The organism is Fodinibius saliphilus (assembly GCF_005869845.1).
GTDB lineage: Bacteria > Bacteroidota > Rhodothermia > Balneolales > Balneolaceae > Fodinibius > Fodinibius saliphilus.
In genome coordinates, this window is record NZ_VAWF01000002.1 from 1 (window position 1) to 15,016 (window position 15,016).

Genomic DNA, 15,016 nt, shown 5'->3' on the forward strand with positions numbered 1-15,016 from the left:
ACCCGGCCGAGTCATCTTCCGCACGGTTAATCCGCTTACCTGTTGACATCTTCAACTGGTTTTCGGACATCTCCTTATTAATTCTGTTCAGGGATAGCTGGGAATCCAGCGATTGTATGTTTGTATTCACCCTGTTTAAATCTCCAAAACTTGCCATAAATGTTCTCCGTTATTTGTAATTTAAAATTTTCACCTTTACCTGCGTGACATGGCTAGTTATCGTTTTAGAAATTCCGTTCTTAAGAAATTATTTCCACTTTTTTATCAAAAGTGCCTCTATGACCTATAAACAGCATAATTATTCTTAAAAAGTTTTAATATTTTCTAATATTTTAACGGGAAAGGCGCTAATCCCAAGATTAGCGATGACAAATAAAACTATTTAAGGAGGGAGGGCAAATATTTGTGCTTCGGGTTGAGGCATCCTTTTTAACGGAAGTACAAATCCCTCAGACTTGTTACCGAGCAGGTTTTCCAAATACTACTGAAAAACGTTAGCTGAGTTCAACTATCTTTTTCAGAATTGCATCAATGACCAACGCTTCATATTTCTCAGCCGAACCTTCATCTTCTACCGTAAATACCTCCCTTATTGACGCTCTCGTATTTCTAAAATTTGGGATATTTAAAGAAGGCAAAGAAGTTATCTCATCATCAAACAAGTTGACCCCATATTCATCCTGCAACCATTCTAAACTTTCACGATGGTTTTCCTGAATTACTGCCTTTACTCCTGGCTTAAGATTAGGCCTGGTAGTAAAGGAGGGATTGATATGATGCAAAACATCTAAATTAGATTTGAATTCATTTTCCCGGCCCGGATATATGATCCGTTGTATCTTTTCCAGCAATAACATCTGTTCCAAAGATAATGACACATTACTTTTTTTACTCGGAACAGATAATCGATTAAAATCTATACCTATTTTTTCACATAAAGCTTCACAAGAATCTACCATACGTTCATAAGCTATAACCTCTACATCACAAAATGAGCTCCACGTCTCAATTACCTTTCTAAATTGATATTGAAACTCCTGGGGGGAAGTAAGAAATGATCGTGCCTTTAACATTTGTTGCTGACCTGACCGATAAAATGCTGCTGGTTCTCGTATGAATACATACACTATTATTTTGTCAAAGAAACGGTTTAAATAATCTATATAGTTACGAACATAATCTTCATTAGAAATGAAAAGATATTCTGTAGAAACAATATAATCTTCAGAGTCTGATTCAAAATCACTCTCCATTGCAGAAACATAATTTCCCACTTGATTCCGCAATTTATTTCCATCAAGTGACTTAAATTGTCGCGGCCAATCCTCAGCCGGGGCTTGAGTTGCAAAAAACGAGAAATGATGATTTACTTCGCCTCCCGGATAATCATATCCCAATTGATTTAAAGTATTTCGATTCTGAAATAGTGTATCCTGTATAGATGTTGTTCCCGTTTTATAGGAACCAATATGCAAATGTACTGTCTTCATTTTCTTACTAAAATCGAACCAAATTAAAAATCATATGAATGAGGTAACGAAACACCGAATGCCTTAAGGTTTTCGTTAGATTGTTGATAAAGCTTCTTAAGCTTATCCATAAAAAAAGAGTCTGCATAGTAATCGATTGTTCGCAGCTCCTCGGTATGCGTACGCGCCGCTATTCTCGCCTCATCAATTGATGTTCGTTTATTTAATAAGCCTGCATGCAGAGTCTTCGGTAATGGTACTTGCAGATCGTTATTAAAATATGAAGCCATTCGGTGTCCATTTACGACACTATAAACGGAACGTCCCAAATCATGCGTCCGTTTTTTGTTCAACTGCATTTTGTACTGCAACTCCTGACCATTTAATGGTCGATTATGGTGGTTCAACTCTAGCTCTTCAAATTGCAATTCCAACGCATCACACAACCATTTTATAAGAAGGGTATTACCCTGTTCACCTTTTTTGAGGCTTCCATCATCAGCTCGAACTTCTTCAATCGGTAAAACCTTTACATTTTCTTTTCCAAAAAGCCGGCTATATAGTTTTACCGTTTGATCATAGCAAAAATCGAGGGCAAAATTTCGATCTTGGTAATAAAAGGTATATTCAATGAAATCCTGAAATGTATGGGGATACCCAATTTTAATAACCTCTCGATAGAGACTGCGAAGAAGATCCATCTGATTACGAATCACCATTATAATGGTAGTATCGGTATCAAATATTTCTTCCAGGCGCCGTGCTTTAGTGTGGCTGTCAACATGATCCGGTGAAAATTTAAATGATAACAGTTCACCCGATATCCCAATTGCCTGTTTATCGTGTTCAGACTGCTTTTCGACAGATTGCATATAATCAGTTATAACCTGCTTACTGTAATCCCGGACTTCTTCATATTTCCGCTCATTGGCATAGAGCAGGTAATCTTCACAAATCATATTGATCTCATCATCCACATAACCGATGTTAGATCCTACCCCAACACCTAAATGATGAATTTGGGGATGTTTGCAAAAGAAGTCTCGCTGCAGCGTAGTCGATAAATTTTTAGGATATCCAATATGTATATATTTTCGCATACTGTTATTTATTATTGAGTTAAGATCGCATATCCAAAACCGGTTTCTCCAAACCCATTTCCGTTATATACCAGGTATCGTTTGCCCTGAAAAACATAAGTTGAGCAATATTCCTGCATAATAGAATCCCACCCAGAATCGCTAAACGACATTCCCATCTGCTCATCTTTTCGTGTCCAACATACCCCATCTTCCGATTCTGCATAGCCCAGGCGATAACTTTTCGCAGGGTCTTCTCGGTAGTTGACCGCATTTCTGTACGAATAAAACATTTTGTAAATGCCGTCCTCCTTATACACCACAGGCTTGCCTACCGCATCGGTAAAATCATCATAACCTATACAGGTAATTCCTGTTTTTTTCCAGCTGATACCATCATTAGAAACAGCATATTTCACATTATAATAGGGCTCCGGCCACTCATTAATAACTTCCCACCCGGTACATGAGACGTACCACATTTTCCACTGCCCCTCATCTTTCATAACAAAAGGTGCGGTATTAAAATAGGGTTCGCTGTTGGCTCGATCGGCAACCGGACCTTCCGATATTTTTTCAAATGTAATACCTCCGTCATAGCTAACGGCTAATCCGATTGATAAGCGGTACGAAACTGTTACCTGGGGATTCCATCCTATGTAGTACAATAACTTGCGAGTACCATCATCTACAATACTGGAAGGCATGATTCCACTATCATCAAAAGTGCCCAGCGCACCCAGCTCAAGAATTGGCTCGCTGTGAATATTGCGTATTTTCTCTGGCTTTGTCGGATCAACCTCAATAAAAGTAGGGACACTTCGGCCTTGCTCATCGCGATCTGAAAAGTAAATTCTCAAGATAGAATCATCGATCAAATCACAAACAGGCAATGCCGCATAATTACTAATCCAGCTGTCACTATTTTGGGGATTAAAAATTCGGCCTTTTTTTGTCCACTCCATATTTAATACACTTCGTAACTTGGTTTTGAACCTTTCCGCTTCGCAGGGTTACCCACATAAATGCCCCACTCTTCGGTCTCTTGTGAAACAAGACTAGCCCCCATTGCCAAGAGCGTACCCTTACGAATGGTAGAGTAATCTCTTATAGATGCATTAACTCCAAAAAAGCAATTGGATTCAATTACACAATGTCCCGACATCACTACATGCGAAGTGAAGAAAACATGGTCTTTAATTTCACCGTGATGACCAATATGGTTTCCACTCCATAGTACTACATTATTTCCAATCTTAGTGAAAGGCTGTAAGGTATTATCTTCAAGGATAAAACAGTTTTCTCCTATATCGTTATCACAGAATGACGCACGTGAACTTAAATACGTTACATAGTCATATCCTTTTTCTTTGCCTTCCAAGTATACATTCTCCCGGTTCCTATTCATATTGCGAGCTGTCATAGGAGCAAAAAGTTGAAATTTTGAAGGAGAAAAATAGTCATTAACATTCTCGAAAGGCACTACCGGCAATCCCCGGAACTCCTCTTCTTCCATATACTCTTCGTGAACTGTAAATCCCACTACATCATGATAAGAATCATTTTGTAGATAATAATGAGCCAGTTCGGCCGTATCTCGTAAACCGAACACTACTACTTTAGCCATAATAATTTTTCATATTTATATTTTTGGTTGTGCTCATAAATACTCTAAATATGAGCCCCAACCATATTTTTCCTATAGGCAGTCTTTATGAAACCAAGGCCTACTTTATATGGTTGGTGATTATTTCAATCAGACGTTGTGCCTGTTTTTCTACGGTGAATGAATCTCGTACAATCTGTCGGCCTCTATCAGCCTTAGCCTGCACCTTCTCCCAATCATCAGTAAAATATTTTATTAGTGAATCTTTTTGCTGCCTAATAAGTCCAATAGCCTCACTGCCAAAGGTTTCTTCAAGAGCAGGATTATAATCAGATACTACAAAGCAGCCGTTAGCCATGCCACTGCGCACTCTGCCGTGGATCGTATCCGGGTAAGTAGGATTGCAATTTAATACCACCTTGGACTGGGAATACAAACGTTCAAGCTCAGATATTTCTACTTCATTAACCCAACTGATATTCTTCATATCTTTCAAAAAAGGAAGAACTGTTCCTATTTTAGGGTGGGCCGTAATGGTGATATTAAGTTCATCTGGTAAGGCCGGCAACATTTTAAGCATTTGCAGGCGTCGTTTTTTTCGGATAGTCCAGTCAACTAAACTTAGAACTTTTAACCAACACTTGTCTTCATTTGTTTTGGGATTTTTAAAAATATAACGAGAACCGTATCCTTGATTATATATGCGTTGAAATATTTGATATATGGATTCTTCATAGTTATGCAGAGCTGCTTTAAAAAGCTCCATACCAATTTCTAATGCAGGCTTCCCAATCACCTTTAGCTTCTCATCCAGCGTTCGTTGGTTTCGGTAAAATTTATGAATGCCCCAAGGAATCAAAAGATCAATCGGGCGCTCTGACAAGGGGGCAATGGCCTCTACTACTCCATCTTTCGGTGAAGGTGGTGGGGGGTGTTCAGATAGCAGGATGTTATTATTACTTTCAAAAATCTCCTCATATTCCTCTTTCACAGAAGGTAAAGGGGAAACCAAAGTAGCATTTCCCAGCTGTTCCATTCTGTGCCACATAAATTCGGTGTAGGGATGATCTCCCAACAAACCGAATACCGGAACATCTAGTAGCTCAAACAGGTTACCCGTGACATTAAGCTGAGAACTTACGGAAAGGTCATACCCCATAATGCCGGTATAAAAAACATGGCCTTCATTATTAGAGGCTTCAACAACTTTCTGAACAAATTCAGGGCTTTTTCCGGAGATCACGCTAACCCCAATACCTTGACGCTCAATTTCAGCAGCCAATTTATGAGTTCGGGCTTTATGAATACCGTGTGCCCCTCCTTGTACTCCCGGTACAGTTAGATAAATATGAGACAACACCGAGTTTTGTTGGTCATCCACCAATCGACCATTTCTATTAATGGACAACTTTGACTCTTTTTCATTCCAAAACCACCGATTTCTGTTGACATGACCAACAGCTAATCCATCCTCCTGTTCATCACTAAGCAAGTAATTCTTCTTAGCCATTAATGAAACCGCTTCAGGATTGCCTTTAAGAACTTTAATCAACTCTTTTTCCTGTTCATCACTCATATACACAGAAGCATCTTTCATAGCAATCCATGCCTCTACGGTACGTACAAAAAGCCATTTTGAAAAATCTGTTTGCACCTTTGTGTCATCCTGTTCAGGAAGTGGCGGCAAAAAGGGTAACAAGTTTCCAGTCGCTTCCTCGGCACCTACCGTTTCCATCAATCCCTTTACCATATCAATAGCTTGGGTGCGTTTGCCCAGCTCATACATACTTCGGGCATAACTCATTGCAGCAGATATTGTACCATTTCCCTTATTAAATATTTCAATAAGTCGCTGTGCGGCTTCTAACATCATAGCCCCTTTGCGAGATCGTGCAGAAGAATCTGCTGATACATCCGGGGATATCTGATTGGCGGCACAAAGAATATTTAAAGCTTCCAAATATTCTTGATGCTGCTCACCGGCCATCTCACTTTCCCAATCTTCAATTTTATCCTTACTCCACCGAAAATTACCGAGCACTTCCTTCCATTTGTCTTTCCCGGGAATATCAAATGAGACCGCATCATCAAAAATCCAACCCTTCTTTTTAAACTCCTCTATACGGTCCTCGTGAATACCAACTATATTCATTAAATAAGGATCTTCGCCCACTTTGGGCTCATGATCTACCAATAACATGGGACCGGGGATATAATCAAACAAGTGGTACCCTGCTTCTTGTAACTGTTCGCCTACAGCAGTTTGCAAATCCTCTTTTGCATCTAATGAAACTAATATTAAAGGATGTTCCTGACGCAACACCTGTTGAGCTCCCTTCAATGCTTTATCCTCCATCCCGTTTAAGTCAAACTTAATTACATCCACAGAACAATTACCTACATAATTCCACCACGCATCCAATGTGGTAATCGAGATAGGTTCTTTCCCTTTCTTATGTATGGTATTCTGTTCTGGTGTATCAGCAATGCGCAAACGCCCCTTCCCCACCTTTTCACCCAATGCCTTTTCAATAATTTCAAGCTGACCAAAATTGTTTTTTTGCTTACTGCTTTCAAGATATTTACGAGTAGTAGCACTCGGTTCAAAAGCATATACCATGCCTTGGTCTCCTACCTCTCGGGCCATAGGTAAGGAGAAAGTACCAAAAGAGGCTCCGCCGTCAACCACACTCATACCCGGTTGCAGGTATTCACGTAAAAAATCCAATTCCTGCTCAAACCAATCTTCTTGCTCTAACAATACCACCGAGGTCATCGTCTGAATATCAGCAGGCGTACATACAACAATGCCATCTTTGGTTTCTATTTGATACATATTACGCTCTGGCATAACGGGTTGACTCATTTTTACAGGAGTGTGAAATCATCTAGTTTTTTATTGACATCTTCTTTAGACAGATGCATCAACAGGTCCAAAATAGACAGACCACTTATAAACTCATCTGACGACTGTTTATACGGGGTCAAAACAGGTTCTAAAAAATAAAGTTGTATACCCTTCTCAGCGAAATGCCCCTTATCATATAATTCTTTACCACCGATTGCATTAATGTACGTATCGGCACCTTCTTTTTGGGAGATATCAATCAATCGTTCGGCTTTATCGAGCTCTCTGTTTTCAGGATACTCTTGAGAAGAAACCTTAAAGTCAGTGTCTAAATTCAGATATTCAGCTACTTGCTGCACCGATTCCATTGCCATATCAGCAATGGTTCTGTTTTTAGAAGATAAAACCTTTTCAAAAATAGCCTGTATTTCTTCAAACCGCTCCTTATTGTTGTAGGCATGGTAAAAAGTCTTCTTTATCTTCCGCAAATTCGGATGACCGTAATTCACCTCAGTATCCTTAATCAAATCATTCTGACTGGGTTTTACACACGGTATTGAGAAAAGATATTTGTTTCCTTGCAATAGTATATTGTTCCTATTGATCCATCCCCTTTTTATGAAATTTACATCATCATAGAAAATGAAGGTATCTACTGCTTTAACAAGCTGAAAATACCCGACATAGGGAAAAAAATACGGCTGCATTATAGCAATACGCTTCACGATACTTTTGCTAGTTCATACTTATTTATAATTCCAATGATCTGATCCTGCTCCTCTGCTTTTAACCCGTGATATAAGGGAAGACACAAAATGCGCTTTGAGATACTCTCGGCATGTGGCGCAGGTTTATACTCAACATAGTCCAGTTCATTTAAACTTGGATAAAAATATCGTCGTGGATAAATATCATTTTCTTCCAGCGACTGTTTAACATGGAGTAACCGCTCTTCATCCTCAAAGATTATAGGGAAATAAGCATAGTTAAAATGGGCTTTAGGATTGATTTTTAAACCACGCGTATTTTCATATTTTAAAAATGAGATATATCGTAACCACTGATTTTTACGCTGCTCCATTATTTCATCAATATACTTCAGATTACATAACCCCATAGCAGCATGGTATTCTGAATTTTTACCATTAATTCCTACCCCATCAAACTCTCCCGGACCATCGTGTCCGAAATTTCGAAGTCTCGATATTTTGTGATCCAATTCTGCATCAGAAGTTACAAGCCCGCCCCCTTCTGTGGTATGAAAGAGCTTTGTTGCATGAAAACTTACCACACTGATATTTCCAAAGTGGAACACGGAATCCCCCTTATACTGCACTCCAAAACAATGGGCCGCATCATATATAACTTTTAAATTGTGCTGGTTGGCGATCTCTTCAATTGCTTCAATGTCGCAGGGGTTCCCATAAACATGGGTAGCAACAATGCCCGTTGTCTTGGGTGTAATTGCTTCTTCAATTGCGTCGGGATTGATATTTAATGTTTCCGGATCGATATCAACGAATACGGGTTTTGCTCCTTCCCACACAATACTACTGGTGGTTGCCACATACGAAAATGGAGTCGTTATGATCTCTCCATCAAGCTCCAAAGCTTTTATTGCAATCTGTAAAGCCATAGTGCCATTGGAGACGAAACGCATATGGTCAACCTTCAAATAGCTTTCCAAATTTTTCTCCAAATCCTGAACAAGCGGACCGTTATTTGTTAAATACTCTCGCTTCCAAATACCTTTCAGATATTCTTCATACTCTTTTTGGGGCGGCATAAATGGTTTTGTAATAGGAATCATAGCTATTCTCCTCTGTATTATATTCGTTGATCCATCTCTTTTAACAATGCTTTGCTAAAATCATCCATGGTATACGTGCTATCCATGATCTTTTTACCCTGATCAGCAATATCCTGTAAGGCCTTACTATTCTCCTTTATCAGGGTTGCTAAATCAGTTTTATCATCCAAAAACAACAGGTGTTCTCCGTGATTAAATCTCTTGGAGAGACCGGGTATCTGGTCAGTAATAAGACAACATCCCCATTTCATACTGTTTTTAACCCGCCCATGCAGGTAATCGGGATACGTAGGATTACTATTTAGAACCACTTTTGAAATGGAATACAATCTGTCTAGATGTTGAGTAGTCACCCGCCCCTGCCAGGTAATATTCTTGTTATTGTATATTTTCTTATATCCTTTGACCTGATCCTGATCGGCCGTAATACAAATGCTATATTGATTGGGCAAGCCCGCAAGCTGTTTTAAAATTTCGAATCGTCGCCAATGGCGCACATGCTGATCTACGGTATGTAAAACTTTCATCCATTGATAATCAGCTTGGGTTTTTCCTTTTTTGAAAGAGTGTTTACTGCCAACAACCTCCTCATAACATTCTTGGAAAACAGAAAGCACAGAAACATCATAGACACCTTTCATCTTTTTCAACAGTAGTTTCCCCACCAATGCAAAATTGCCTCCTATCTTAGACAAAGCCTGCTTTACCATCTGAGTATTGGCATAATTGCCATTTAACGACCAGGGAACCAGGATATCTATTTCTCGGTCTTCCATTCTCATCCCTGCTTTCTTCTCGTCGATCTCGGTAATAGCAGGGAAGTAATCCATCAGAAATGACTCATTTCCTCCAGGCCCCAGCACCTCTAGCTCGTTGAGCATAGACTGTTCCTGAGCATAAAAGATCGTTTTCGATCCCATCTTCTTGAGTCGCTGCCACATAAAATCGGCAAACAAATGATCACCCAATGTGGCAAATACTTTAATATCCAACAGGTCAAATAGATTGGCACTTTGTACGCGGTCAATTTCTACCCACGAAGGATATCCCATCGTACCGGCATGTACCGCATACCCGTCTTTTTCACTTACTTCAACAATGCGTTTCAAGAAATCCTGATCGGTGAGGTATAAAATGTCTGCAGAAATGCCCTCTTTACGAGTTTCCCCTGCCAGCATTGATGCCCTTTTGTTATGTAATCCATAGGCCATGTCTGAATTTCCGGGCGCCAAATAGATTACCTTTTCCAGATTCCTATATTTCGGCTTATCCTCCTTTTTTAACTTGCTATCATAAGTCTCCATAGAAACTTCCGGCCAGTTGTGGATAACACTATCAATGTTGGGATACATGCCATCGATTAACTTTTTTGAAACACTCAGTAATTTCCCTTTCCTATCTTGGCTTTTGGGTGACTTTATATAATCATGTCGCAATACCGCATCCGGAAAATAGATAAGCTTTTCTTTCTCATAACCTTTTTGGGCATAACGATAGCTCAATTCCATACCTTCATGGTAAACCAACAGGCTGTCGTTCCATCCCCCTACGTCAAAAAATGCAGCCGGCGAAAAAGAAGTATTACCCTCTAAGAAACATACCGCAGACTTTGCATCTGGCCCTAAATAATAGTGACAGGGAATTTCGCTGCCTTTTGTTTTTGGTTGATACACCCCTCGTGCCACATACAGATCGTGGTCTGCATGAATATCTTTATGGGCTTGCAACATACCTTCTTCAGGAATGCCGTCATCATCCACAAACATGAAGAGATCTCCCTTAGAAAACAGGGCACCGAAATTTCGCGCCATGCAAGCTCCGGCATTTTGCTTCAAATGGATGACTAAGTCCACATAGTCGGCAATAGCTGCTGCTTTCTCTTTCTCAAGGCCATTATTTACAAAAATAACTTCTGTCTGCTTATCACTCTGTCGATCGATTTCTTCAAGATTTTTTATAACTTCATCATTGCCATTATTGCTGACAACAATTACTGACAGTTCAGGAGAAATGACCTTACTATTTATTTCTACAGAATCATAGAAATAGGCATAAAGAGCCTTTTTATGCTCCCAGCTTCTTTTTTCTAAGTGAGCCCTTAACGCTTCATCAATAGGCTCAGACAGATCAGAATCGGAAGCCAATAGCGCCTTAACCATGAGAAAAAAGGCCATACTATTCGTTCCATCCTGATCTATCTTTGCCTGACACTCTTCAACTATTGCATCTATATGTCGCGCAAATTCCCCACCATCTATTTGGGCGGCTATATCTATTGCCCATTTCCCTTTTTTGTTACTGAGCGGTGCCTGCCAAAATTCCTCAGGTATTAGCTTACCTTGATTATCCTTATTATCTCGAGGTTGTTGTTCTTTAACTACTAGGCTATCTGTTTCGTCACTCTGTTTTGTGACGTTGTCCAACAGGACTTCTACATTAATACCAAAACTATTTTTGAACCTTTCTTTTTGATTGTTAGTTAACGCATCACCTTTTTTCAAGGCTAATAAATCCAAACGACATGAAAACCACTCAGTCACTTCAGGATTTCCTTCAAGTACACTCAACATTTTATTTCCACCACTCATAAATGTTGTAGGATCTTTCAACACAGCCCATGCCTCTACAATGCGGACCGTCAACCATTTTGCAAAGTCTGTCTGAATACTGGTACTATCTTGCTGTGGGAGGGGAGGTAGAAACGGGAGTTCAACTGTTATCTCATTTCCGGAATTCAGCGTCTGCATCAGCTCCTTGATCATCTCTACAGCCTGGTGTCGTTTTCCAAGTCCATTCATCAATCGCACATATGTCAACGCAGTAGCAATGCCGGCTTTTCCATTATTAAAGATCGTAATTAACTGTTTTGCAGCCGTGAGTAGCATTTTTGCCTTCAATGATCGCGAAGATGTTTCAAGCTCTTCCAACTGCTCAGCAGTACAGATCAAATTCAATGCTTTTACATATTTTGAATGTTCACCGACTGTGGTATTAACTTTCCAATCTGCGACCTGTTCATCCGCCCATTTCATACCGCAAAGCAGCTCTTCCCATGTCACTTGTTCTGCTGTTTCAATCTCGATATCAGCATTAAATATCAGTCCGCCATTGGCCAGTTCTTCTTCGCGATTTTCTTTAACCGCTACCAGATTCATTACATAGGGATCAATACCCGCCTCAGGCTCAAAATCAACTAACACACCCGGGGAAGGGATATATTCATATAACTTGTACCCTTCGGATTCGAACTTCTGATTAATAGCAGAAAGAGTGTTCTCATTTTCACCCACCGAAATAATGACAACTGGTGATGTCTCTGAAAGCATGGTATCTGCTCCTTCCAGGAGTTCTGTTTCCATGCCATTGACATCAACTTTCAACAGATCCACTTTCGGCCGACCTTCGAAATCCCACCAGGCATCCAAGGTAGTAACAGAAATCCCTTCACCAGTTTTATCAAGAGTATTAAATTCCGGGCTTTCTGCCTGCTCCAGTTTAGCTACACCAGTCTCATCAGCAAGTCCACGCTCGATCACTTTTAACTGATCATAACCATTCACCTGCTTACTTTTGTCAAGATGTGCTCGTGCCTTATCGCCCGGCTCAAAAGCATATACAGCCCCTTTGCTCCCTACCTTTTCTGCCATTGGCAGCGCGTATACCCCGAAAGCAGCACCGGCATCAATAACCGTCATACCGGGCTGCAAAAAATCACTCACAAAATTTAATTCATTTTCAAACCACTCTTGTTGTTCCAATAATACATAGGTAGTAAGAAGATCAAACGTGGGAGGCACACATATTGAAACTCCATCTTTGGTTTCAATACAGAAATCTTGTGTCTGCCTTCCATTTTTTTGAGCTGTTCCATTTTTAGCAAACTCCTTGGTAACACCCTCAATCTTATCAGGAACCGTTGTATTTTTAGCCGCTTGACCATTTTCTTTTGGAGCTATTGTTTCCACTTCTTCCTGGTAATCTATACCATCGCTATCATCTTGACCATCTACTGAAATAAGCGGGGTAACCGATGGACCATCAGTCCATTGGCTAAGTTGTTCATCTGTTAATTCATCTACTGCGATATGATCTTGCCATTCTTCAATATTTTCGTCTTGGCCGCTCAGCCACTGCTTCCACATTTCACGAAATGCTACAGCGAGATGTGCACCAAAGCGCTTGCCGTCACAAACCGGTGAATTACTAATTTTGTCTCGCAGTGATTTTCGGATCTCAGCTAATGCAGGGAGATCTGTTGCCAATTCTACGACTTTTTCGGTGTACTCATCCCAACTGTCTACCACCCAATCACTTAATCCGATGTTGAGCAGGTGTGTCATTGAGTGTCGTCCGGCAAAGGTAGGGCCCGGCAAAGTAATCACGGGCACTCCCATATAAATGGCTTCACAAGTGGTTAGCCCACCCGAATAGGGCCACGGGTCAAGGGCAATATCAACCTCGCTATATGCTTCCAGATGCTCATCATGCGGGCTATGACCTTTAAAAAGCACACGATCCCCTGATATACCCTGCTCTTCTAACACTCCTCTAATATGCTCCTTCACAGAGGGCGTATCATACTGATTGCTCTTTAACAACAATCTGCTATCGGGGACCTCATTCATAATTTTTGCCCATTGCGCTAATAATCCATCATTAACTTTAGTGGGGTTATTAAAGCAGCCAAAAGTTATATACCCATTCTTTTGGGCAGGCAATGGATTCACATCTGGTGCATACGAAGGGGGCGTATAACTAATATAGTCATCTGGCAAACGGACCAACTTCTCGGTATAAAACTCTTCTTCTCCTTCCGGGGTCTCATACCAATCACTAATAAGGTAATCGAATGCAGGCAGCCCTGTGGTATTAAATAGTCCCCCCACCCACTTAACCATAATGGGGGCAGGTTCATTAGCCATTACATCCAGGCAATTATCTGCTGCATGCCCTGAAAGATCAACTAAAATATCCAGCTCATCATCACGGAGCAGACCTTCAACAACACCGGGATCATACCCAACAATTGAACGCCACTCGTCAATATTTTTATGGATACGCTGAGTAACAAAGTCAAACTTATTATTTGTGGTATAACAATAGATCTCAAAAACATCATCGGGCAATTGCTCTAATGCACCGGCAATCATCCAACCTACAGGGTGCTGACGAAAACCACCGGAAACAAAGCCCACTTTAAGGCGCTTATCTTTTGATTTATTAGATGGCAAAGGACGCGTAGGCGCCTCTTTCGGCATAAAATCTTTTACAAGGCGTACATGCTCTTTATAGATATGCTCTCTGCTGTTATTAGGATTATAATGCAGCCCCATCAGATAGTTGGAAATAGCTCCTTGGTTACCTGGCAAATCTTTAATTGCGCGGCGGTAATTTTTTTCTGACTCATCAAACTGGCTCAACTCTTGCAGGCAAAGAGCATAGTTCACCCTTATGATTCCATGGCCCGGCTGCTGATCTAGCAGTACCTCATAAAGCTCAACTGCTTGATCATAGTCTCCTTTGGATTTATAAAGCTCTGCTTCTGTTACCAAAATAGGAAGTTGACTACCGTGTCTTTCCTTAGCTTCCTTTATATATTTCTCGGCCTCTTCATAGCGGCCCTTTTTTTTGTTAATTTCTGCTTTCTCAAGAATAGCTCTTTTATGTCCTTCATCTAACTGGAGGGTAATATCAAATAGCTTTAAGGCCTGCTCAAGATCTCCCTGATCTCGATATATTTCCCCGATACGAAAAGCAACACCCGAGTTTTTGGGATCTAGTTTGTTAGCCTTTGTATAACACTCTAATGCATCTTCAAGCTTAGCCTGTGCTCGGTAGATAGATCCTAAGTTCATCCACCCCTTCAGCAACTCCGGGTTTCTATTCAAAGCTTCGCGTTCGTACTGTTCAGCCTCATCAAATTGCCCCAAATGAAAACAGTTCACTGAAAGCATATGATAAGTCTCAGGAGCCTCTGATCCTTTTTCTATCGCATTTTCCAAATGCTTGATAGAAGATTTGTAGCTACGGCTTTGGGATAATGCTACCCCCATCAAGTGGTGAGCCACCCACGGACATGCCCGGTTTTTTCTTAACACAGGTCGCAATTCAGCTATGGCCTGCTTAGGCTGCTCCCATTCTAAATATTTTTGGGCTTGCTTAATCTGTTTTTTCACCGGCTAACTGTTTATTTGCGATTTTTCT

Annotated in this window: 9 protein-coding genes; all 9 read right to left on the reverse strand. The window is 40.5% G+C overall.

All coding sequences use genetic code 11. From position 1 onward, the window contains the following. Positions 1-157, reverse strand: a 157-nt coding sequence (locus tag FCN14_RS16085) for a flagellin N-terminal helical domain-containing protein (protein ID WP_491523252.1), incomplete at its 3' end; no start/stop codon positions are given. 337 nt (positions 158-494) lie between these two features. Further along, positions 495-1,490 carry a hypothetical protein gene (locus FCN14_RS07985; RefSeq protein WP_171032853.1) on the reverse strand — a complete coding sequence of 332 codons (996 nt, stop codon included), beginning with the start codon at positions 1,488-1,490 and terminating at the stop codon, positions 495-497. Positions 1,491-1,513: 23 nt separating this feature from the next. After that, positions 1,514-2,569, reverse strand: coding sequence for a hypothetical protein (locus tag FCN14_RS07990; protein WP_138430753.1), 1,056 nt, complete (start codon positions 2,567-2,569; stop codon positions 1,514-1,516). Positions 2,570-2,580: 11 nt separating this feature from the next. After that, positions 2,581-3,513 (reverse strand): glycoside hydrolase family protein, encoded by a 933-nt coding sequence (locus FCN14_RS07995; RefSeq protein WP_138430754.1) that lies wholly within the window; start codon positions 3,511-3,513, stop codon positions 2,581-2,583. 2 nt (positions 3,514-3,515) lie between these two features. Beyond that, positions 3,516-4,175 carry an acetyltransferase gene (locus FCN14_RS08000; protein WP_138430755.1) on the reverse strand — a complete coding sequence of 220 codons (660 nt, stop codon included), beginning with the start codon at positions 4,173-4,175 and terminating at the stop codon, positions 3,516-3,518. A 100-nt stretch (positions 4,176-4,275) separates the two neighbouring features. Continuing rightward, the gene (locus tag FCN14_RS08005) at positions 4,276-7,020 is read right to left on the reverse strand and encodes an FkbM family methyltransferase (protein ID WP_138430756.1); all 2,745 of its coding nucleotides are present in this window, start codon (positions 7,018-7,020) and stop codon (positions 4,276-4,278) included. A gap of 2 nt (positions 7,021-7,022) precedes the next feature. Next, complete coding sequence (locus FCN14_RS08010) at positions 7,023-7,709, reverse strand: WbqC family protein (RefSeq protein WP_246043148.1); 687 nt, start codon at positions 7,707-7,709, stop codon at positions 7,023-7,025. A gap of 14 nt (positions 7,710-7,723) precedes the next feature. Further along, positions 7,724-8,812: a DegT/DnrJ/EryC1/StrS family aminotransferase gene (locus FCN14_RS08015; protein WP_138430758.1), complete on the reverse strand. Its 1,089-nt coding sequence runs from the start codon at positions 8,810-8,812 to the stop codon at positions 7,724-7,726. A 17-nt stretch (positions 8,813-8,829) separates the two neighbouring features. Continuing rightward, a complete protein-coding gene (locus FCN14_RS08020) occupies positions 8,830-14,988 on the reverse strand; it encodes an FkbM family methyltransferase (protein ID WP_138430759.1) in 6,159 nt (2,052 codons plus the stop codon). Positions 14,989-15,016 lie beyond the last annotated feature (28 nt).